Below are 21280 nucleotides of genomic sequence, written 5' to 3' on the forward strand. Positions count from 1 at the left end.
CGAGCGGATCTCCACAAAGCGTGAGGGCCTGAGCCCGGTGCAATACCGTGCTCAGACCCTCACGGCCTAACCTACTTACTTAGCCAGTCCAACGTCCGGGGACCAGTTCACTTCGGGGCGCCCCTTCCGCATCCCTCAGGACGCCCCCTTGCCGCCCAGCTCGGGCTTGACGGCCTGCAGGATGCGGTGCAGGTTCATGCCGATCGCAGCGGCCGAGCCGAAGGGGACCGTCTCCGACGTGGACTCGTAGGCCGCCGTCTCGAGGACCTTCAGCGCCCGTTCCGCGTCCCGCACCATCGCGGTGCTGTCCTCCTCGACGGTCCACAGGTCCAGGACCTTCCCCACGGCGGTGAACGCCTCCTGCAGGGGGGCGCGGACCGGCCCCGGGAGCGAATGCTCCGTCTCCGTCCCATGGAGCCCGTCCTGCAGCATGTTGGTGATGTTCAGGGTGTGCAGGGCGACGATCTCGAGGACTTCGATGTGCCGGTAGTCGCGGCGCACGTCCCGCGGGTGGAAGCGGCGCCGGACGTTGCCCTTCCGGCTCTCGTCCGCGTACTGGAGCGCACTCCGGGCGTTCCGGACGGATGCGGTGAGGGCGTCGCGGCGTTCCACCCACCGTGGATCGTCCTCGGCCCAGTCCTCCTCGAGCGCCTCGCACATCTCCTGGAGCTGGCTTGCCGCCGTCCGCCGCAGACCGCTCATCTGGCCGACGGCGTCATTGAGGTGGAGCGGGGGAAGGATCAGCGCACTGACCGCGAGTCCCACGCTGACGCCCACGAGGGTCTGGACCAGGTAGCCGAGCGAATACCCGAGGTTCTCGTTGCCGATGACGAGCACGAACAACCCGGCCGAGGCGATGCCCGACCCGCCGCCGGCCGTCTTCTTGAGCAGACCGCCGAGGAGGACGCCCGCCCCGACGACGAAGGCGATGGTCACCCAGTTCGGGTCCCCCGCCCACACGGCGATGTACGCGAGGAGGATCCCGACGGTGAGCCCGACGACGGTCTGCAGGCCGAGCCGGACGCTGCCCGCCACGGTCGGGTAGATCGCGAGGAGCGCACCCAGCGGGGCGTAGTACGGGTACTCGGACGGCGACCCTGGAATGGCGAGGGCGATCGCCCAGGCAAGCGCTGCGGCCAGGGCGGCCTTCGCCGCGAGGAGCAGCTGCGGGTGGAAGGCCGCGGCCCGCAACCGCTGCCGGAGGCCGCCGTCGAAGCGGGCGGCGAGGACGCCGGCGCCCGGGTGGATCCTGATGGTGGGCATCCCGCAGTATGACAGCCGAACCTTGAAGTCCTTCTCCCGGGTGCGGCCACCGGCGCATACTGGCCGCATGACCCTCCTCACCATGCAGCAGATCCTCGACGCGGGCCTGGCCGACTGGCGCAAGCTGGCCCAGGCCCTGCACGCGCGCTTCCTCACCGGCGACTTCGCCACCGGGCTCGACCTCGTCACGGCGATCGGCGATCTCGCGGAGCAGGCGAGCCACCATCCCGACGTCGTGCTGACCTACCCGCACGTCGACGTGACGCTCCTCAGCCACGACGCCTCCGGCATCACGGAGCGCGACATCGAGCTCGCACGGCGGATCAGCGGACTCGCCGCCGAGCGGGGCATCGCGGCCGATCCTGCGGCGCCCGCCGTCGTCGAGCTCGCCCTCGATACGGCCGACGTCGCCGCCCTCGGCCCGTTCTGGGCGGCCCTCCTGACCGGCGACGCGACCGCGGTGGACGGCGACGACGTCGCGGACCCGGGCGGGCGCGTCCCCCTCCTGTGGTTCCAGCACACCGACACGCACGAGACGCCGCGGCAGCGCTTCCACCTCGACGTCTGGGTGCCGCACGATGCCGCGGAGGCGCGGATCGCCGCCGCGGTGGCCGCAGGCGGACGCGTGGTCGACGACGCGCAGGCGCCGTCGTTCACGGTCCTGGCGGACGCCGAGGGCAACCGCGCCTGCGTCTGCACCGCCCTGGACCGCTGAGCTCCGACGCCGCGATGGACCCGACAGCCCGCGACGACGTCGATGTGCTCGTGGTGGGCGCCGGCCCCACGGGACTCATGCTCGCCGTCTGGCTGACCAGGCTCGGCGTCCGCATCATCGTGGTGGACGGCAAGGACGGCCCCACACGCGAGTCCCGGGCCCTGGGCGTCCACTCTCGGTCCATGGAGATCTACGACCAGCTCGGCATCGTTGACCGGGTGCTGGCCGAAGCGGAACACGCGGAATCGATGCGGCAGGGATTCCGGCGCAAGGCCTTCGCACCCATTCCCCTGACCGGGCTCGGGCGCGGTCTGACCCCCTACCCCGGCATGTACGTGCTGGAGCAGAGCGCCAACGAGCGGATCCTCGGCGGGTACCTCCGCGAACTCGGCGGCTGCGTCCGCTGGCGGCACCGCCTGGCCGGCCTCGAGCAGGACGGTGACGGCGTGGTGGCCCGGGCGGACGGTCCGGACGGCCTCTCGACCCTCCGGGCCCGGTACGCGGTCGGATGTGACGGTGCGTCCTCGACGGTCCGGTCCCTGTGCGGGATCGCCTTCGAGGGCACGACGAGCCGCCAGAGGTTCTATCTCGTCGACGCGGTGGGCGTGCGCGGGCTCGCCCCGGCCACCGTGAACATCCGGCAGGGCGCCGCAGAGTTCCTCCTCGCCTTCCCGATGACGCCCGATGGCGAGGCGCGGCCGCGGCAGCGGCTCATCGGGGTCGTCGCCGACGAGGACGCACCGGCGGTGACGGAGGCGTACGCGCGGCACCACCTGGCGGAGGTCTTCGGTGTCGTCTACGAGGACTTCCACTGGTTCTCCACCTACCGCGTCCACCACCGGATCGCGGCACGGTTCCGCGACCGCTCGGTCCTCCTCGCCGGGGACGCCGCGCACGTGCACTCGCCGGTCGGCGCCCAGGGCATGAACACCGGGCTCCAGGACGCCCACAACCTCGCCTTCAAGCTCGCCGACGCCCTCGCCGGACGGACGGCCGCGACCGGCCTGGATCGCTACGAGGCGGAGCGCCGCCCGGTGGCCCTGCGGCTGCTCAGGACCACCGATCTCGTGTTCCGGGGGGTCACGGCGCGCTCCCGGCCCGCCACGCTGGCGCGCAGGTACGTGCCGCGGGTCGTGCTGCCGATCGGGGTAGCCCTCCTCCCCCGCCTGCCGCTGGGGCGGCGGATGGCCGGATACCTGGGGCAGATCCGCATCCACTACCGGATGGAGGGTTCCCCGTCCGGGCGCCGCCGCCGGCGGGACGCCGTCGTCGGCCGCCGGCTGCAGTGGACCGGCGACAACTTCGACGCGTTGCGGTCGGCATCGTGGCAGCTGCACCTGTACGCGCCCGAGGCAGCGGCGGTACGGGAGGCGGAAGCCGCCGCCACCGAGCTCGGGCTCCCGCTGCACGTCTTCGGCTCCACCGGGTCCACCCCCCTGCGGCCCGGCACCCTGTACCTCGTGCGGCCGGACGGCTTCGTGGCCGCCGCGTCGCCGGCTGCCGACGCCGTCGCCGCACTCCGGGCGGCGCGGTACCCCTCACCCGCCGTGCCTCCCGCCGGGAAGGAAGGACCACCATGACCGACCCCATCGATCCGAGCATCACCCCCTCCGGTACCGGCTGCAGGGAGTGCGATGCCACAGGCGGCTGGTGGGTCCACCTGCGCCGCTGCGCCGCATGCGGACAGGTGGGGTGCTGCGACAGTTCCCCGTCCCGGCACGCGTCCTCGCATGCAGCTGCGGCTGGGCATCCGGTGGCCATGTCCTTCGAGCCGGGCGAGGACTGGTTCTGGGACTACGGGACACAGCAGTTCGTCGACGGCGTGCCACTCGCCGGGCCCACCAGCCGCCCGGCCGATCAGCCTGCCCCCGGCCCTGCGGGACGCGTGCCCGCCGATTGGCGGCGTCTGATCCACTGAGCCGTCCTCGCGACAGGTGCGGTGCCCTGTCCCCGCCGTCGAGCCGCCCACGTCGTGGAACCGTCGGTGGCAGCGTCTAGGCTGCGAAGGTCGGCACGGCCACGACGGGCCGACAGCGCGTCGGTGGGCAGCCGGCGACGGCGAGAAGGAGCGGGGAGATGGATGGTTCCGGGGCGGCGCTGGGCCGGCCGGTCGGCGGGGTGGAGGACAGCTCCCTCATGCCGTCGGGGTACGCCTCTCCCGCGCAGGACTGGTTCGAGGACCGGATCGACCTCAACCGCCACCTCATCAGGGACATCACGAGCACGTATATCGTCCGGGTCTCGGGGGACGCCATGGACGGCGCCGGGATCTCCGACGGTGACGAGCTGATCGTCGACCGCGCCCTGCGGCCGGGCGACGGCTCCGTGGTGATCGCCGTGCTCGACGGCGAGCTCGTCATCCGGAGGATCCGCATCGCGTCCTCCGGTGTGGAGCTCGTCGCCACGAGCCCCGACCACCCGCCCATCCCCGTGCCGGACCCCGATGCCCTGGTGATCTGGGGCGTCGTCACGCGGTGTTTGCACCGTGTCTGAGCACGGCCGCAGCATCGCGCTCGTCGACGTCAACAACTTCTACGTCTCCGCCGAGCGGGCGTTCGACCCGTCGCTCGAGGGCCGGCCCCTCGTGGTGCTCTCGAACAACGACGGCTGCGTGATCACCCGGAGCCCCGAGGCGAAGGCCCTCGGCATCACGATGGGCACGCCGTGGTTCCGTATCGCGGACCAGGCGCCTGCGTGGGGGCTGCAGGTGCGCTCGAGCAACTACGAGCTCTACGGCGATCTGAGCGCCCGCGTCATGGAACTCCTCGGCCGGCACACCGGGCACCTCGAGATCTACAGCATCGACGAGGCCTTCCTGACGCTTTCCGGTCCGCTCGACACCCAGTGGCGGGCGGGGACGGAGATCCGGACCACCGTGCGCCGCAACGTCGGGCTGCCCGTCTGCGTGGGCATCGCGCCCACCAAGACCCTCGCCAAGCTCGCGAACCGCTGGGCCAAGGGCAATCCGGAGTTCGACGGCGTGTGCCACTGGGGGCAGGTCCCCGAGGAGAACCGTCGGTCCCTCCTTCGGCGGCTCTCGGCCTCGGACGTGTGGGGTGTCGGCACCCGGAATGCGCAGCGGCTGGGCACGCTCGGGATCGACTCGGCCTGGGACCTCGCCACCGCGGACCCCGTGACCATCCGCAAGCGCTTCTCCGTGGTGCTGATGCGGACCGTCCTGGAGCTCCAGGGCACGCCCTGCATCACGGGCCGCGAGTCCACCGGAACCGAGCAGGTCCTCTACTCCCGGTCCTTCGGGGCGCCGGTGAGTACGCGGGAGGCCATGCACCAGGCCCTCAGCGTCTACGCGCAGGGCGCCGCCTCCCGCCTGTCCAGGAAAAGCCTGCAGGGGCGCGTCGTCACGGCCTTCGCCGCCACGTCCCCCTTCGGTACCGGCCGCTCGAGTACGCCCACCATCTGCGTCCCGCTGCCCGCCCACACCGCCGATCCCCTCGAACTGTCGCGTGCGGCGGACTCACTCCTTCCCCTGATCGAGGAGGGCGTGCCCTACATCCGCGCGGGCGTCGTCGTCACCGATCTCCGACCCGCGGGCGCCCAGGACTCGCTGCTGCCCACGGACGGCCCGCCACGCAGGGACACGGGGCCTCTCCTCCAGGACGTCGGCCGGCGCTTCGGACGATCGGCGATCGGACTCGGGCATGCCGGGCTGAAGGGCGGGTCCGCCTGGACCATGAAGCGGGACATGCTCTCACCCCACTACACGACGAAGTGGTCGGAGCTGCCCGTGGTCAGGGCCCGGTAGGCGACCGCCCGTCCGGAGGAACCCCGTGCTACGCGGCGTCGCGGAAGTCCCCGACGGGGAGGACGTCGTCGAGGTAGGCGCGGAGCGCGCGTGGGCTGAAGGGCTTCGCCATGAACTGGTCGGAACCTGCCGCCAGGCACTGCTCGGCGGTGAGCTGCGGCGGCCGCGCGGAGATCGTGAGGATGTGCGCGTCGGAATGCGCGCGGAGCCGGGGGCAGAGGTCCAGCCCGTCCACGTCGGGCAGATTGAGGTCCAGTGTGACGAGGTCCGGCCGAACCGCGTCGACGAGGCGCTGCCCCTCCGCTCCCGTGCGGGCCTCGTGGACGGTGAACCCGCGCCCGGACAGCACGATGACGAGCAGCCTGCGGATGTCGGCGTCGTCCTCGATCACGACAGCGCCGCGCTGCAGTGTCTCCATGGCCGACCTCCCTCCGTCCTGTTGCCCCTGATCATCAGCAACCTTACCTTCACCGGTGCCTCTCCGGTGGACGGACACCCGTCTGCCGTTGCTCGACCGGTGGAGCCGGGAGCGTATCGCGCCGGCCGGTCGCCCTGCCGGGAGTCGAGGACGGCGGTGTCCGTCAGTCCGGGCCGTCACCTGTTTCCGGGCGTGTCGCGCCGGTGCGGCCCCGCTCGCCGGGGTCCGCCGCAGCGGCCCGCGCGACGACGTCGTCCAGTTCGTCGAGGGTGAGGAGGTCCCGGCGCAGGTGCCGCGTGCGGTAGCCGGCGCGACCCACCATGTGCGCCGACACGGGGCTGGTGAGCAGTTGGAAGATCCAGCACAGCACCAGCAGCGGGACCAGCAGCCAGCTCTCGAACTCGACGGCGAGCGCGAGGAGGAACAGCAGCAGCCCCAGGACCTGGGGCTTGGTCGCGGCATGCATGCGCGAGAGCAGGTCCGGGAAGCGCACGAGGCCGACGCCCGCGGCCAGGGACATCAGCGCACCACCGATGAGGAGGATCGAGACGATTCCGTCGTTGACCATGGCCCTATCTCCTGTCCGTGACGAAACGGGCGACGGTGACCGAGCCGACGAAGCCGATGAGTGAGATCACGACGAGCAGCACGAGGTTGTCGAGGTGGCGCCCCACGACCATGTTCAGGACCAGCGCCGCACCGACGATGGCCAGGACGACGTCGAGCGCGAGCACGCGGTCGAGGATCGACGGCCCGCGGACCGCCCGGTAGAGGGCCAACAGGGCCGCGACCGTCAATATACCCCCGGTGACATATACAGCGACGGTCATCGGCGTGCCTCTGCTTTCTTCAGCGCGGCCAGGTCGAGGCGACTGCCCATGATCTTGATGAGCCAGGCCTCGGTGGCCCGGACGTCCCGCCGGATGGCCTCGGCGTCGGCCTCGGAATGGATGTGGAGGCAGTGCAGGTAGAGGGTGGAGGTGGAACGGTCGACCTCCAGGACGAGGGAGCCGGGGATCAGGGAGAGCGCATGGCCTGTCGCGGTGGCGAGGAAGTCGGAATGGCTGCGCAACCGCACGGCCACCACGGCACTCCGAAGGGCGGGACCTTTGGTCAGGGCGAGCCAGAACACCTGGACACTCGCGACCACCAGCCGGTACAGGAACCGCCCGACGAACGGGACGACCCACAGCACGTTGAACCTGCCCGTCAGCTCGACCGGTGGCAGGTAGAAGAAATTCACGACGACGTACGCGATGATCGCACCGAACACGAGGGTGCCGGGGCTGAAGTCCTGCCATAGGGCGCCCCACACGAGGACGAGCCAGATGACGAGCGGCAGCTCGGTGATGAGGGGGATGTGCTGGCGGCTCATCCGTCCGCCCCCGGCCCGAGGACGGCCTCGATGTAGGGGGTGCGGTCCAGCATCTCCTGGGCGGCGTCGTCGCTCAGCGAGAACAGCGGCCCGGCGAGGACCGTCAGGGCGAGCCCGAGCACGACGAGGCCGACCGTCGGGCCCGTCATGGTGCGCGGCAGGAGCGTGACGGGATCCTTCCCGGCGAAGCGCCCGGTGTCACTTCCGGTGACGTGGCGGGAGGTACCCAGCCTGGAGCCGTCCTCCTTGCTCGCGAGCAGGATGGGGTCCGGGTCCTCCGCATCGGCCGGGCTGCGCCAGAACGCCCGGTTCCAGACCCTGGCCATGACGAGGAGGGTCAGCAGGCTCGTCAGCACTCCCCCGGCGACGAGCACGTAGGCGAGCGGCGTCCCGAGCTCCACGCCCGCCTGGATGAGCCCGAGCTTGCCGAGGAAGCCGGAGAACGGAGGGATACCGGCGAGATTCATGGCGGGCAGGAAGAACAGGATGCCGAGGAGCGGTGAGAGCTTCGCGAGACCGCCGAGCCGGTCGACGTTCGCCGTCCCGCCCCGGCGCTCGATCAGTCCGGTGACGAGGAACAGGCTCGTCTGCACGGTGATGTGGTGCGCCACGTAGTAGACGGCGGCGCCGAGACCGATCCGCGAGGAGATGGCCAGGCCGAAGACCATGTAGCCGATGTGGCTGACGAGGGTGAAGGACAGCAGACGCTTGATGTCGGACTGCGCGAGCGCCCCGAGGATGCCCACGATCATGGTGAGGAGCGCGACGACCATGAGCAGGGTGTTGATGCGGTCGCCGGGGAACAGCAGCGTCTCCACCCGCACCATGGCGTAGACGCCCACCTTGGTGAGCAGGCCGGCGAACACGGCGGTCACCGGGGCGGGTGCCGTCGGATACGAGTCCGGGAGCCAGAAGGACAGCGGGAAGACCGCGGCCTTGATGCCGAAGGCGACCAGCAGCATGAGATGCAGCATCAGTTGCGTCGCCGGGTCCACCGTCTCCAGCTTCACCGCGAGGTCCGCCATGTTGACCGTCCCGGTCGCGCCGTAGATCATCGCGATGCTGATCAGGAACAGCATCGAGGACACGACGCTGACGACGACGTAGGTCACGCCGGCGCGGATCCGCGGGGCGGTGCCCCCCAGGGTCATGAGGACGTAGCTCGCGGTCAGCAGGATCTCGAAGCCGACGTACAGGTTGAAGAGATCGCCCGTCAGGAACGCATTGGACACGCCTGCCACGAGGATCAGGTAGGTGGGGTGGAAGATCGAGACCGGAGCGTCCTCGTCGCCGTCGGCCATGCCCTGGCCGGCGGCGTAGATGAGCACCGCGAGGCTGATGGCGGAGGACACCACGAGCATCAGGGCGGAGAACTGGTCCACCACGAGCACGATGCCGAACGGGGGCTCCCACCCGCCGAGCCTCACCGCCTGCGTCCCCGAGGAGGGCGCCGCGAGGAGCATCACCACCTCGATGATCAGGGTCACGCTGAGGGTCGAGATGCTGACGGCGCGCTGCGCCTGCGAATGGCGGATGAGCAGGAACGCGACGGCCGCGCCGAGGAACGGCAGGACGATCGCGAGGGGGGCCAGGTCGGCGGCGATCATCGGTGGTCCTCCGGCCGGCGGGTCCGGGCAGCGGGATCGTCGTCGACCCTACCGGCAGCAGCGTCCGACGTCGGCGCGCCGCCATGGGCGGTCGCGCCGCGACGCACGGCGGGGTCGTCGTCGTCGAAGAACTCCGAGGTCTCCGCGACGACGTCGGCGTCGTCCTCCCAGTCGTAGCTGTCCTGGTCGGCGACGCGGCGATCCTCGGGGTCGTCCTGGACGTCGTCCTCGCGGCCGAGGACCCACGAGCGGTAGATGATGCCGAGCATGAACGCCGTGACCGCGAACGTGATGACGATGGCCGTCAGGATCAGGGCCTGGGGCAGGCTGTCCGCGTAGTCCTCCGCGGGGGTCCCCGAGACGTAGAGCGGCGACTTCCCGCCGCCCCCGCTCATGGCGAGCATCAGGATGTTCGCCCCGTTGCCGATGAGGATCAGGCCGAGCAGCACGCGGGTCAGGCTGCGTTCGAGCAGCAGATAGATCCCGGCGGCGAAGAACACCGCCATGAGCACGATCAGCGTGAGGTTGACGGTCACTGCTGGGCTCCTTCGGCGACGGGCGGCACGGTCGCATCGGATGCGGCGTCCTCCTCGACGGGCGGCCCCGCCTCGCTGCTCTCGTCGATCTCGGAGCCCAGGCTCCGCAGGACGTCCAGGACAAGACCGACGACGATGATGTAGACCCCGATATCGAAGATGGTGGACGTCACGAACTTCACGTCGCCGAAGACCGGCAGCCAGAATTCGAGGACGTAGCTCTCGAGGACCGCGCCGCCGACCAGCAGGGGCGCAGCCGCCGTGAGGGAGACGATCGCGAGCCCGATTCCCAGCAGCGCGCCGGCGCTGACCGGGCTGGCTTCGGCCAGCTCGAACCGCCCGCCCGCGAGGTAGCGGATGGCGAGGGCCAGACCGGCGGTGAGCCCGCCGGCGAAGCCCCCGCCCGGGAAGTTGTGGCCCGCGATGAGCAGGTAGACGGACAGCACGATGATGGTGTGGAAGAGCAGCCGGGTGATGACCTCGAAGACGATCGACCGGCGCTCCGGCGCCAGTGTCCGCCCGGCCACGAGCCACGGGTCTCCGGACGAACCAGCGAACTGGGCTGCGAGTTCACGCGCTACGCGTCCGCGACCCCGGGCGTCCAGCGGTTCCTGGCCCCGATCTACCGAGCCGGCCTCGACGTCGTGGGCCCTGCGCCGCGTGTCGCCGCGCCCGCGGATGAAGATGAGGCTCGCGATCCCGGTCGCGGCGATCGCGAGGACGGTGATCTCCCCGAAGGTGTCCCACGCGCGGATGTCGACGAGCAGGACGTTCACCGCGTTGGCTCCACCGCCGTCGTCGTAGGCCAAGCCCGGGTAGGCGAGGGAAATGGGTGCCGCGGTGCGCGAGGCCATCGCGGACATCGCGATCACGGCCATGATGCCGCCGAAGGCCACGCCGAGCCCCGCCCGCAGCACGTGGTGCCGGCTCCCGCCGCGGTTCCAGAGCCGGGCCGGGAGCGAGCGCAGCGCGAGGACGAACGCGACCAGCACGATCGTCTCGACGAGCATCTGGGTGAGGGCGAGGTCCGGGGCGCCGTGCAGCGCGAAGATCGCCGCCATGCCGTACCCGGTGATCCCGACCATCAGGACCGCCATGAACCGCTTGGTGGACCGCAGCGCGGCGAGGATGCCGACGATGATGACCAGGGCCGCGACGACCTGCGCGGGCGACTCCGCGATCCTGACATCCGAGGGCATGGGGGCGTCGAGGAGGACGAGGGCGGCGAGCGGGGTGACGACGGCGGTCGTGAGGATGATGAAGAGGTAGAAGGACAACGAACCGCGCTGCGTGCGCCCCGTGACCCACACGGCGACGTCGTCGAGGACCCCGATCAGCGAGCGGTAGACCACCTCCGCCTCCCGGACCGCCGGCAGGCGCCCCTGCCACCGTTCGAACGGCGCGCGCAGCAGGTACAACGCGGTCCCGGCGACGATCGTGAGGGCCGAGAGCAGCAGCGCCAGATTGACGCCGTGCCACAGTGCCAGGTACGGCGCATCGCCGTCGGCCGGGAAGAGGGAGGCGTACGGCTGGATCATGGCGTCCAACGGCGCGGGCCACAGCCCGAACACCACGGAAGCGACCGCGAGCACGGCGGGCGCCAGCAGGAAGGACATGCGGACCGGCTTGAACGGGGTCTGCGGCTGGCCGTGCTTCAGCGCGAAGGCGCCCCACACGAAACGCCCGCTGTAGGCGAAGGTCAGGATGGAGCCGAGCACGATGCCGCCGAGCAGGAGGACGCCCGCCGTCCCGTCCTCGGCCCGGTGGACGAGCGCCTCGAGGACCGATTCCTTCGCCACGAAGCCCAGCAGGGGCGGCACCCCCGCCATGGACCCGGCGGCGACGACGGCGACGGCGAACAGCGCCGGCGACGTGGCGCCCACCCCGGACAGGACGCGCAGGTCGCGCGTGCCGGAGTGGTGGTCGATGATGCCGACCACCAGGAAGAGCGTGGCCTTGAAGAAGCCGTGCGCCAGCAGCAGCCCGAGGCCGGCGACGGCGCCATCCCGCCCGCCGAGCCCCACGACCATGGTCAGGAAGCCGAGCTGGCTCACCGTCCCGTAGGCCAGCACGAGCTTGAGGTCGGATTGGCGGAGCGCGCGCCACCCCCCGATCAGCATCGTGGCCATACCGAGGCCGAAGACGACCGGGTACCAGAAGGTGGTCTCCGCGAACCCGGGGGCGAAGCGCGCCACGAGGAACACACCCGCCTTGACCATCGCTGCCGCGTGCAGGTAGGCACTGACGGGCGTGGGTGCGGCCATGGCTCCGGGGAGCCAGAAGTGGAACGGGACGAGCGCCGACTTGGTGATGGCGCCGACCAGCAGGAGACCGATCGCCACGTCGATGAGTAGCCCGCCGGCGGCGAGGGTCCCGGCGTCCGCCAGGATCTCGGAGATGCGGTAGGTCCCGGCCTCCTGTCCCAGGATGACCAGGCCCACCAGCATCGCCAGGCCGCCGAACGTCGTCACGATCAGCGCCTGCAGGGCGGAGCGTCGGGCGGAGAGCCGCTGCCGCGAGTACCCGATGAGCAGGTAGGACAGGATCGTGGTCAGTTCCCAGAAGATGAACAGCAGGATGAGGTCGTCGGCGGTGACCAGCCCGAACATCGCCGCGGCGAAGGCGAGGAGCTGGGCGCCGAACGCGCCGACGTCGGGATCGTCGTTCTTGAAATAGCGCGCGCAGTAGAACAGGACGAGGGCACCGACGCCCAGGATCAGGATGCACAGGACCGCGGCGAGGGCATCGAGCCGGAAGGACAGCTCGACCTGCAGGCTGGGGATCCACGGGATGACGATCGACGGCGGAGCACCGGGAGTGCCGTTCGGCGCGTCCTGGTCGGCGGCCAGCACCCGCGGGAGCTTGGTCAGGAGCCAGACGAAGCCGGCGGCGGGCGCAGCGGCGAGGACGAAGAAGGCCGATCGTCCGAAGCGGGCGAAGAGCAGGGGCGCCACCAGTGCCAGCGCGAACATCGCGAGCAGCACGGTGAGCATGGGTCTCGATCTTCCGCTGGGGAACGGTCGGGCTCCCGTCAGTCTATCCGGGCGGTTGCTCCAACATTTCAGTGTTACCCGGCGCGAGCACCTATTGACGGCTCCTGTGCGCCTCGGCGTGACGGGGATCATACGGCGCTAGCATTCACCGTATGAGTACCCATGGGCCGCTTCCGCTCCCGACCGAGGCACCTGCTCCCGCCCCTTCGCGCGGCTCCGGCCGCATCTTCAGCCGGCCCGTGCTGGCCTGGGCCTCGTGGGACTGGGGGTCGGCCGCCTTCAACGCCGTGATGACCACCTTCGTGTTCACGGTGTACCTCACGTCGGACGCGTTCGGCGGCGAAGCCCGCGCGTCCCAGGTGCTCGGGTGGGGCCTCGCGGCGGCGGGTCTGCTCATCGCACTGCTCGCCCCGGTCATCGGGCAGCGGTCGGACACCGGGGGCCGCCGGAAGCTCTGGCTCGGCGTGAACAGCGCGATCGTCGCCGTCCTGACCGCCCTGTGTTTCTTCGTCTTCCCCAGCCCGGAGATGCTCGTCGTCGGCGTCGCGCTCATCGCGGCGGCGAACATCTTCTTCGAGTTCGCCGGCGTCAACTACAACGCGATGCTGACGCAGGTCTCGACGCCGGCGACGATCGGCCGGGTCAGCGGGTTCGGCTGGGCGATGGGCTACGTCGGCGGCATCGTCGCGCTCGTGGTGGTCCTCGTGGTGTTCATCGAGCCGGTCGTCGACTGGCCGGGAGCCTCCAGCGAGGACGGACTGAACATCCGCCTCGTGGCGGTCTTCTCGGCGCTGTGGTTCGCGGCGTTCGCCCTGCCCGTGATGTTCGCCGTCCCGGAGGTCCCCCGGAAGGCCAAGGCGGCGCAGGTGGCCTTCTTCGCCTCCTACGGACTGCTCCTGCGCCGCGTGAAGGCGATCTACCGGCAGAGCCCGCACACCATCTTCTTCCTGCTGGCCAGCGCCGTCTTCCGGGACGGGCTCGCCGCGGTGTTCACCTTCGGCGGCATCCTGGCGGCGGGCACGTTCGGGTTCTCGACGAGCATGGTGATCGTCTTCGCGATCGCGGCGAACGTGATCGCCGCGATCGGGGCGGTCGTCGGGGGGTTCCTCGACGACCGCATCGGGCCGAAGCGTGTCATCATCGGCGCACTCATCGGCCTGCTGGTCGCGGGGACGGCGATCCTCGTCCTTGGCACCGGAACGTATTCCTTCTTCGGCATGGACTGGACCGCCGACACGACGTTCTGGGTATTCGGCCTGCTGCTGACGCTCTTCGTCGGTCCGGCGCAGTCGTCCTCCCGCGGCTATCTCGCGCGCCTTGCCCCGGTCGGCGACGAAGGGGAGCTGTTCGGCCTCTACGCGACGACCGGCCGGGCGGTCAGCTTCCTGGCGCCGGCGCTGTTCGCGCTGTGCATCGGCGTCTTCGGCTCCCAGCTCTACGGCGTGGTGGGGATCCTCGTGGTCCTCCTCGCGGGGCTCCTGCTCCTGCTTCCCGTCAGGCCGCCGGAACGGGTGACGCGCGCCGTCGTGCCGGAGGTCTGAGCCCGCGGATCAGATGCTGGTGCGGTGGAAGTTGAGGTGGCTACGGGACGCCGTCGGGCCGCGCTGGCCCTGGTAGCGGTTGCCGTACTCGCCCGAGCCGTAGGGGTGCTCGGCCGGGGACGTGAGCCGGAAGAAGCACAGCTGGCCGATCTTGGAGCCCGGCCACAGCTTGATCGGCAGGGTGGCCATGTTGGAGAGCTCGAGTGTCACGTGGCCGGAGAAGCCGGGGTCGATGAATCCGGCCGTCGAGTGGGTGAGCAGCCCGAGACGGCCGAGCGAGGACTTGCCCTCGAGCCGTGCGGCGATGTCGTCGGGCAGCGTGACGGTCTCGTACGTCGAGCCGAGGACGAATTCGCCGGGGTGCAGGATGAACGGCTCGTCGGGCGCCACCTCGACCAGGCGCGTGAGCTCCGGCTGGTCCTCGGCGGGGTCGATGTGAGCGTACTTGTGGTTGTCGAAGAGCCGGAAGTAGCGATCGATGCGGACGTCGACGCTGGAGGGCTGCACCATCGCCGGGTCGAGCGGCTCGAGGACGATCCGCTGGGATGCCAGTTCTGCTCGGATGTCGCGGTCGGAGATCAGCACCGTCCAAAGTTACCAGCCCGGTGCGGCTGATCCGCCGCGGCGGGTCAGCGTCCGATCTCTGTGCGGACGGCGAAGAGTTCGGGAAAGAACGTGAGCTCGAGGGCGCGCTGCAGGAAGCCGACGCCGGAGGACCCACCCGTCCCCGCCTTGAACCCGATGGTCCGCGCGACGGTCTTCAGGTGCCGGAAGCGCCACAGCTGGAAGTTGTCGTCGAGGTCGACGAGTTCCTCGCACGCCTCGTAGACGTCCCAGTGGCCAGCCGCGTCCTCGTAGACCTGCTTGTAAACGGCGACGAGCGCAGGCGAGAACTCGTGGGCGACGCTGACGTCGCGGGCGAGCAGGTCCGCCGGGACGGCGTAGCCCCGCCGGGCCAGCAGCGCGATGAACTCGTCGTACACGCTGCTCGTCACCAGCAGCTCGGAGAGCAGGGCGCGCGCAGCCGGATCCGCGTCGAACACCTCGATCATCGCGGCGTTCTTGTTGCCGAGCAGGAACTCGACTGCCCGGTACTGGTAGGACTGGAAGCCGCTGGAGGACCCGAGGGCGCCGCGGAACTCCGCGTACTCCGACGGAGTGAGGGTCGCCAGGACGGACCACTGCTCGGTCAGCGAGCGCTGGATGTGCTTGATGCGGGCGATGCCCTTCATGGCGGCCCGGAGGTCGTCGGCGCGCAGGTGCAGGCGCACGGCGCGGAGTTCGTGGAGCACGAGCTTCAGCCACAGCTCGGAGGTCTGGTGCTGGATGATGAACAGCATCTCGTCATGGTGCTCCGGGGAGCTCACCGGGTGCTGCGCGTCGAGCAGCCTGTCCAGGCCCAGGTACGAGCCGTAGCTCATCTTGTCGGAGAAGTCGCGCTCGATGCCCTGCTCCAGGTCGCGGGTGTTCCGCTCCACGCTCATGCGGCTCAGCCTACGTGCCGCGCGATGCGGTGCGGAATGTCGGCCCGCCGGTCTACCTTGGGGACCAATCGAAGGAGGCCCCCATGCCGCGAACCCTGCAGCACACTCCCTGCAGCATCGTCCCACCGCACCTTCTCACGCGCCTCGCCGCCCTGCAGGACGCACGGCACGCCGTCGCGGCCGAAGCGGCACGGCACGCCCTGCGGGAACTGGATCCGCTGACACATGCCCGCGCCGAGGCACTGCGCGCACCCGTGCGCCGCCGGGCCGCCGTCGTCGGGCCGCTCACGCGCCGCATCCGGGACGCCGGAGGGCGCGAGGAACTCCCCGGCGCGCTCGTGCGGGGTGAAGGCGGCGCACCGACGGGCGATCCGGCCGCCGACGAGGCCTACGACGGGCTCGGGTCCACCTACCGCCTGTTCAGCGAGGTGTACGGCCGCTCGTCGATCGACGGCGCGGGCATGCCCCTCGACGCCACGGTGCACTACGGGACCGGCTACGACAACGCCTTCTGGGACGGCGAGCGCATGGTCTTCGGTGACGGCGACGGCGACGTCTTCGGCCGTTTCACGGCATCCCTCACGGTCATCAGCCACGAACTCGCCCACGGATTCACCCAGTACTCCACGAATCTCGAGTACCAGGGCCAGTCCGGTGCGCTGAACGAATCGCTCTCGGACGTGTTCGGGGTGCTCGTCGAACAGCGGGAGCTCGGGCAGGATGCGGCTGCGGCGTCCTGGCTCGTGGGCGCAGGTCTGTTCACCACTGAGGTGCAGGGCGTCGCCCTCCGGTCGCTCGCGGCGCCGGGCACCGCATACGACGACGACGTGCTGGGCCGGGATCCGCAGCCGGCGACCATGGCGGACTACGTCGAGACCGCCTCGGACAACGGCGGCGTGCACATCAATTCCGGGATCCCCAACCACGCCTTCTTCCTCGCCGCCACCGCGGTGGGAGGCCGGGCCTGGGAGGGCGTCGGGCGCATCTGGTACGACGCCGTCCTCAGCGGACGCATCCCGTCGGACTGCGACTTCCCGACGTTCGCCGCCGCCACGGCGGAGGCCGCGGAGGCGCGGTTCGGGGCCGGCAGCCGCGAGGCCGACGCCGTCACCGACGCCTGGGCCGCGGTAGGCGTCCTGCCGTGAGGGTTGAGATCACACGTTCCGGGGGCGTCGGCGGAATGACGCGCACGTGGAGCCTGGAGGTCAGCCGGGCGGAGGCCGAGCAGCGCTGGCTGCCGCTCGCCGCAGCGGAGGCGGAGGGGACGCCCGCAGCGAGGGCGGAGGCGACGCCCGCAGCGGGGGCGGAGGGGACGCCCGAAGCGGACGTGCGGCAGCCGGACGCCGGCCCGCCGGGTGCCGCACGGGACCGGTTCACCTACCGCATCATCGTCGGCTACGCCGAGGTGTCCCTCCCCGAGAGCCGTCTCGCGGAGCCCTGGCGGGAACTGATCGACCGGGCCCGCGCGGCCGCCCGGAGCCGGCCCGAGCCGGGTCCGGACGAAGGACCCCTGCCGCGCGCGGGCCCCTCCGCGGACGCCGGGCACGGCACGCCGGAAGAACTGTTGTAAGGTGATGGAGCGGTTTCAACTGCCGTGCGGGCGTAGCTCAATGGTAGAGCGCTAGCTTCCCAAGCTCGATACGCGGGTTCGATTCCCGTCGCCCGCTCCGTTCCTCCCCCGGCGGGGCCCAGAGGCCCCGCCGCGTGTGGTCGACGACACTCGTCCGCCAGTTCGCGACCGCCCCGATCGGCAGTATCCTTGAGGCGATGAATCGCACAATGTTCGCGTCGAAGATCCACCGCGCCACGGTCACGCATGCCGATCTGCACTACGTCGGTTCGGTCACCGTGGACCTCGACCTGCTCGAGGCCGCTGACATCCTGCCCGGCGAACTCGTGTCGATCGTCGACGTCACGAACGGCGCCCGGCTGGAGACGTACACGATTGCCGGCGTCCGGGGCTCCGGGGTGATCGGCATCAACGGCGCCGCGGCGCACCTCGTGCAGCCCGGCGATCTCGTCATCCTGATCGCCTACGCGCAGATGACCACCGAGGAAGCGCGTGCGTTCACCCCCACGGTCGTGCACGTGGACGCGGACAACCGGATCGTCGAACTGGGCTCCGACCCGGCCGAGGCCGCCACCGAGGGCCTCGAGCGGCCGCCGTTCGCCCTGGACAACACCGCCGTCCCCGCCTGAACCGCTCGGGTCCTGCCCGCCTCCCCTGTCCCGGCGCATCATCCCGCCCGCATTGTCTCAGTGCCCTGTTCCGGTCGTGTAACACCGAACAGGTTGCCTAGCGCATCCCGCTTCCAAGGCATAGGGTCGAAAAGCAAGCTCGCTTAGGCTGTCGATTCGCTCGAACCGTCAGCCGGGTTGTCTACGAGGATGTGGAGGCTCGGTACGAATGCCGACTAGTCGAAGAACGCGCAATGCCATGAAGAGCCGCCCGAAGGCCGCCGTCCTGGCGGGCCTGGTGATCGGCACGATGGCCATGAGCGGGTGCGGTCCCGCGGAGGCCGACAACAGCCTGACCTGGTACATCAACCCCGACGCCGGCGGTCAGGCCGCCATCGCCGAGAAATGCAGCGCCGAGTCGGAGGGGCGCTACAGCATCGAGACCTCGCTCCTTCCGAACGACGCCGCGTCGCAGCGCGAACAGCTCGCCCGCCGCCTGGCGGCGGGAGACACGTCGCTGGACATCATGAGTCTCGATCCCCCGTTCGTCCCCGAGCTCGCAGAACCCGGATTCCTCGCGCCGGTGCCGGACGAGGTCGCCGAGGCCACCACCGAGGACGTCGTGGAAGGGGCCATCGCCGGGGCCACCTGGAAGGACGAGCTCGTCACCGTCCCGTTCTGGGCCAACACGCAGATCCTGTGGTACCGGAAGTCGGTCGCCGAGGCCGCCGGCCTCGACATGAGCGGACCCGTCACCTGGGAGCAGATCATGGAGGCCGCCCGGACCCAGGACAAGACCCTCGGAGTCCAGGGCGCGCAGGCCGAGTCGATGACGGTGTGGGTCAACGCGCTCATCGAATCGGCCGGCGGATCGATCATCGTCGACCCCGAGGCCACGGCGGACACCGTCGAACTCGGTCTGGACTCCGAAGCCGGCGTGGCCGCGGCCGAGGTGATCTCCACGATCGGCGACGAGGGTCTCGGCGGTCCCGGCCTTCCCACACAGGCGGAGAACGAGTCCCTCATCGGCTTCCAGGGCGACTCGGGGTCCTTCATGGTGAACTGGCCGTTCGTCTGGCCCGCCACCAGCGCTGCCGTGGAGGCGGGCTCCCTCGATCAGGCGGTCCTCGACGACATCGGGTGGGGCATCTACCCCCGCATGTTGGAGGGCGAGGATGCAGCTCCCCCGCTGGGTGGTATCAACCTGGGCGTCGGCGCGGAGAGCGACAACCCCGAACTCGCGTACGAGGCCATCGAGTGCATCGTCTCCGTGGAGAACCAGGCGGAGTACTTCCTGACCAACGGCAATCCGCCGGCCAACACCGAAGCCTACGAGGATCCTCGGATCGAGGAGACCTTCCCGATGGCGGACACCATCCGGGACTCGCTGCAGCTGGCAGCACCCCGCCCGCAGACCCCGTTCTACAACGAGGTCTCCACCGGCATCCAGCAGCGCTGGGCACCGCCCGCCGGCGTCGACCCCGACACCACTCCGGAGATGTCGAGCGACTTCATCACATCGGTCCTGAGAGGGGAGCAACTCCTATGACCTCCGCCATCCCAGCAAAGACGACGACGGCGTCACCCACCGAGCCCGGCCCGAAGTTGGATGTCGGCAGCGGCAAGGGCAATGGCAACGGCAAGAAGCCGCGGATCCAGTACAGCGACCGGGCGCGTGCGGAACGGCGGCTCGGCTGGATGCTGGCCGGGCCGGCATTCGTCGTCATGCTCGCGGTCACGCTGTACCCGATCCTGCAGGCCGTCTACGACTCCCTCTTCCAGTTCCGCCTCACGGCCCCGGACGAGCGCGCGTTCATCGGCTTCCAGAATTACGCCGTGATTCTCACGGACCCCATCTGGTGGATCGCGTTGCGGACCACGGTGCTCATCACCGTGGTCACCGTGATCGTCGAACTCGTGCTCGGTTTCGCCCTGGCACTCGTGATGCACAAGGCGCTCAAATCCGTCCGCGGGATCCTTCGCACGGCGATCCTCGTGCCGTACGGCATCATCACCGTGGTGTCGGCGTTCGCCTGGTTCTATGCCTTCGACATCAACTCCGGCTATGTGAACAACTGGTTCAGCTGGGTCCCCGGCATCGACGAGAACCTCAACTGGTTCGCCCAGGGCGGTACGGCCCTGTTCGTCATCATGGCGTCCGAGATCTGGAAGACCACGCCGTTCATCTCCCTGCTGCTCCTCGCCGGCCTCGCCCAGGTGCCGGACGAGCTCACCGAGGCGGCGAAGGTCGACGGCGCCACCTGGTGGGAGCAGATGCGCAAGGTCATCATCCCGAACATGAAGGCCGCGATCATGGTCGCGGTGCTGTTCCGGGCGCTGGATGCGTTCCGCATCTTCGACAACGTGTTCATCATGACCAATGGCGCGTACGGCACCGAAGTGCTGTCGCTGCTCGCCTACCGGCAATCGATCAGCAGGCTCGAGATCGGACTCGGCTCCGCAGTCTCCGTCCTCCTGTTCCTGTGCGTCCTGCTGATCTGCTTCGTGGCGATCAAGCTGTTCAAGGTCGATCTGGCCGGATCGACAGGAGGAAAGTAATGACGAACAACAGCACCAGGCACAAGGTCCTGTGGGCAGTCATCACGGTCGTCGTGATGCTCTACGCGCTGTTCCCCGTCGCCTCGATCCTCGCCACGTCCTTCAAGACTCCGAGTGATCTCACGAGCGGCAAGTTCCTCCCGTCGTCAGGCACGGCGACGACGAGCAACTACGAGCAGATCCTGGTCGGCGACGCCCAGGACCTGTTCCTCTCGTCCCTGCGCAACTCCGTCGGCATCGCCCTGATCGCGACGTTCGTCGCCGTCGTTCTGGCGACGCTGTGCGCCTACGCCATCGCCCGCCTGGACTTCCCCGGGAAGAAGGTCATCCTGACCACAGCACTGGCTGTCTCGATCTTCCCCGTGATCTCGATCGTGACGCCGCTGTTCAACCTGTGGCGCACCATCGGTCTCTACGACACCTGGCTCGGCCTGATCATCCCGTATCTCTCGCTCACCCTGCCCATCTCCATCTGGACCCTCGCCGCGTTCTTCCGGCAGATCCCGTGGGAGCTGGAGCAGGCGGCCCAGGTGGACGGGGCGACCACCTGGCAGGCCTTCCGCAAGGCGATCGTCCCCCTGGCCGCACCGGGTGTCTTCACGACGGCGATCATCGCCTTCTTCATCGCATGGAACGACTTCGTGTACGGCATCTCGCTGACCTCCACCGAAGCGGCCCGCCCGGTTCCGGCGGCGCTCGCCTTCTTCACCGGCGCCTCGCAGTTCGAGGCCCCCACGGGCGCCATCTCGGCCGCCGCGATCATCGTCACGATCCCGGTCGTCCTGCTGGTCCTGCTCTTCCAACGCCAGATCGTCTCAGGCCTGACCTCGGGCGCCGTCAAGGGCTAA

Annotated in this window: 23 protein-coding genes and 1 tRNA gene; 14 read left to right on the plus strand and 10 right to left on the minus strand. The window is 70.0% G+C overall.

Features of this window, described 5'->3' with window-relative positions:
- On the plus strand, window positions 1–70 hold a 70-nt coding region (locus ACX80F_RS13670; RefSeq protein ID WP_459337047.1), incomplete at its 5' end, for an IS3 family transposase.
- Between the two features lie 65 nt (window positions 71–135).
- Here the strand turns inward: ACX80F_RS13670 and ACX80F_RS13675 are convergent.
- Window positions 136–1263 (minus strand): FUSC family protein, encoded by a 1128-nt coding sequence (locus ACX80F_RS13675; protein ID WP_459336954.1) that lies wholly within the window; start codon window positions 1261–1263, stop codon window positions 136–138.
- 67 nt (window positions 1264–1330) lie between these two features.
- On the opposite strand from ACX80F_RS13675, the gene ACX80F_RS13680 reads away from it, so the two are divergent.
- The 5 genes from ACX80F_RS13680 to ACX80F_RS13700 all read left to right on the plus strand — a co-directional run bounded on the left by ACX80F_RS13680 (window position 1331) and on the right by ACX80F_RS13700 (window position 5741).
- The gene (locus ACX80F_RS13680) at window positions 1331–1978 is read left to right on the plus strand and encodes a 4a-hydroxytetrahydrobiopterin dehydratase (RefSeq protein ID WP_459336955.1); all 648 of its coding nucleotides are present in this window, start codon (window positions 1331–1333) and stop codon (window positions 1976–1978) included.
- A 14-nt stretch (window positions 1979–1992) separates the two neighbouring features.
- Complete coding sequence (locus ACX80F_RS13685; RefSeq protein WP_459336956.1) at window positions 1993–3558, plus strand: FAD-dependent monooxygenase; 1566 nt, start codon at window positions 1993–1995, stop codon at window positions 3556–3558.
- On the plus strand, window positions 3555–3896 hold the full coding sequence (locus ACX80F_RS13690; protein ID WP_459336957.1) for a UBP-type zinc finger domain-containing protein: 342 nt from the start codon (window positions 3555–3557) through the stop codon (window positions 3894–3896). Before ACX80F_RS13685 ends, ACX80F_RS13690 begins: the two co-directional genes overlap by 4 nt.
- A 218-nt stretch (window positions 3897–4114) precedes the next feature.
- Window positions 4115–4471: a LexA family protein gene (locus ACX80F_RS13695; RefSeq protein WP_459337048.1), complete on the plus strand. Its 357-nt coding sequence runs from the start codon at window positions 4115–4117 to the stop codon at window positions 4469–4471.
- Window positions 4464–5741: a Y-family DNA polymerase gene (locus ACX80F_RS13700; protein ID WP_459336958.1), complete on the plus strand. Its 1278-nt coding sequence runs from the start codon at window positions 4464–4466 to the stop codon at window positions 5739–5741. Before ACX80F_RS13695 ends, ACX80F_RS13700 begins: the two co-directional genes overlap by 8 nt.
- A gap of 28 nt (window positions 5742–5769) precedes the next feature.
- Here ACX80F_RS13700 and ACX80F_RS13705 read toward each other — a convergent pair whose 3' ends face one another.
- The 7 genes from ACX80F_RS13705 to ACX80F_RS13735 form a co-directional block, all read right to left on the minus strand.
- The gene (locus tag ACX80F_RS13705) at window positions 5770–6159 is read right to left on the minus strand and encodes a response regulator transcription factor (RefSeq protein ID WP_459336959.1); all 390 of its coding nucleotides are present in this window, start codon (window positions 6157–6159) and stop codon (window positions 5770–5772) included.
- A 163-nt stretch (window positions 6160–6322) separates the two neighbouring features.
- Entirely contained in the window at window positions 6323–6727 is a 405-nt protein-coding gene (gene mnhG, locus ACX80F_RS13710; protein WP_459336960.1) for a monovalent cation/H(+) antiporter subunit G, read from the minus strand.
- 4 nt (window positions 6728–6731) lie between these two features.
- Window positions 6732–6989, minus strand: coding sequence for a monovalent cation/H+ antiporter complex subunit F (locus tag ACX80F_RS13715; RefSeq protein ID WP_459336961.1), 258 nt, complete (start codon window positions 6987–6989; stop codon window positions 6732–6734).
- Window positions 6986–7534, minus strand: coding sequence for a Na+/H+ antiporter subunit E (locus ACX80F_RS13720; RefSeq protein ID WP_459336962.1), 549 nt, complete (start codon window positions 7532–7534; stop codon window positions 6986–6988). The genes ACX80F_RS13715 and ACX80F_RS13720 overlap by 4 nt, the downstream gene beginning before the upstream one ends.
- Window positions 7531–9141, minus strand: coding sequence for a Na+/H+ antiporter subunit D (locus ACX80F_RS13725; protein ID WP_459336963.1), 1611 nt, complete (start codon window positions 9139–9141; stop codon window positions 7531–7533). The genes ACX80F_RS13720 and ACX80F_RS13725 overlap by 4 nt, the downstream gene beginning before the upstream one ends.
- Entirely contained in the window at window positions 9138–9677 is a 540-nt protein-coding gene (locus ACX80F_RS13730) for a Na(+)/H(+) antiporter subunit C (protein WP_459336964.1), read from the minus strand. Before ACX80F_RS13730 ends, ACX80F_RS13725 begins: the two co-directional genes overlap by 4 nt.
- Entirely contained in the window at window positions 9674–12670 is a 2997-nt protein-coding gene (locus ACX80F_RS13735) for a Na+/H+ antiporter subunit A (RefSeq protein ID WP_459336965.1), read from the minus strand. The genes ACX80F_RS13730 and ACX80F_RS13735 overlap by 4 nt, the downstream gene beginning before the upstream one ends.
- 152 nt (window positions 12671–12822) lie before the next feature.
- Here ACX80F_RS13735 and ACX80F_RS13740 point away from each other — a divergent pair, with 152 nt between their 5' ends.
- Complete coding sequence (locus tag ACX80F_RS13740) at window positions 12823–14211, plus strand: MFS transporter (protein WP_459336966.1); 1389 nt, start codon at window positions 12823–12825, stop codon at window positions 14209–14211.
- Between the two features lie 9 nt (window positions 14212–14220).
- Here the strand turns inward: ACX80F_RS13740 and dcd are convergent, their stop codons facing one another.
- Window positions 14221–14796, minus strand: a complete 576-nt coding sequence (gene dcd, locus ACX80F_RS13745; protein ID WP_459336967.1) for a dCTP deaminase — start codon at window positions 14794–14796, stop codon at window positions 14221–14223.
- A 44-nt stretch (window positions 14797–14840) separates the two neighbouring features.
- The gene (locus ACX80F_RS13750; protein ID WP_459336968.1) at window positions 14841–15695 is read right to left on the minus strand and encodes a tryptophan 2,3-dioxygenase; all 855 of its coding nucleotides are present in this window, start codon (window positions 15693–15695) and stop codon (window positions 14841–14843) included.
- An 83-nt stretch (window positions 15696–15778) separates the two neighbouring features.
- Between ACX80F_RS13750 and ACX80F_RS13755 the strand changes: the two genes are divergently transcribed.
- The 7 genes from ACX80F_RS13755 to ACX80F_RS13785 all read left to right on the plus strand — a co-directional run bounded on the left by ACX80F_RS13755 (window position 15779) and on the right by ACX80F_RS13785 (window position 21280).
- The gene (locus tag ACX80F_RS13755) at window positions 15779–16840 is read left to right on the plus strand and encodes a M4 family metallopeptidase (RefSeq protein ID WP_459336969.1); all 1062 of its coding nucleotides are present in this window, start codon (window positions 15779–15781) and stop codon (window positions 16838–16840) included.
- Between the two features lie 35 nt (window positions 16841–16875).
- Entirely contained in the window at window positions 16876–17265 is a 390-nt protein-coding gene (locus ACX80F_RS13760) for a hypothetical protein (protein WP_459336970.1), read from the plus strand.
- 26 nt (window positions 17266–17291) lie between these two features.
- A tRNA-Gly gene (locus tag ACX80F_RS13765) sits at window positions 17292–17362 on the plus strand.
- A 100-nt stretch (window positions 17363–17462) separates the two neighbouring features.
- Window positions 17463–17894 carry an aspartate 1-decarboxylase gene (gene panD, locus ACX80F_RS13770; protein ID WP_459336971.1) on the plus strand — a complete coding sequence of 144 codons (432 nt, stop codon included), beginning with the start codon at window positions 17463–17465 and terminating at the stop codon, window positions 17892–17894.
- Window positions 17895–18132: 238 nt separating this feature from the next.
- On the plus strand, window positions 18133–19422 hold the full coding sequence (locus ACX80F_RS13775) for an extracellular solute-binding protein (protein WP_459336972.1): 1290 nt from the start codon (window positions 18133–18135) through the stop codon (window positions 19420–19422).
- Entirely contained in the window at window positions 19419–20432 is a 1014-nt protein-coding gene (locus ACX80F_RS13780) for a carbohydrate ABC transporter permease (protein WP_459336973.1), read from the plus strand. Before ACX80F_RS13775 ends, ACX80F_RS13780 begins: the two co-directional genes overlap by 4 nt.
- Entirely contained in the window at window positions 20432–21280 is an 849-nt protein-coding gene (locus ACX80F_RS13785; RefSeq protein ID WP_459336974.1) for a carbohydrate ABC transporter permease, read from the plus strand. Before ACX80F_RS13780 ends, ACX80F_RS13785 begins: the two co-directional genes overlap by 1 nt.

The organism is Arthrobacter sp. TMS2-4, assembly GCF_054511075.1.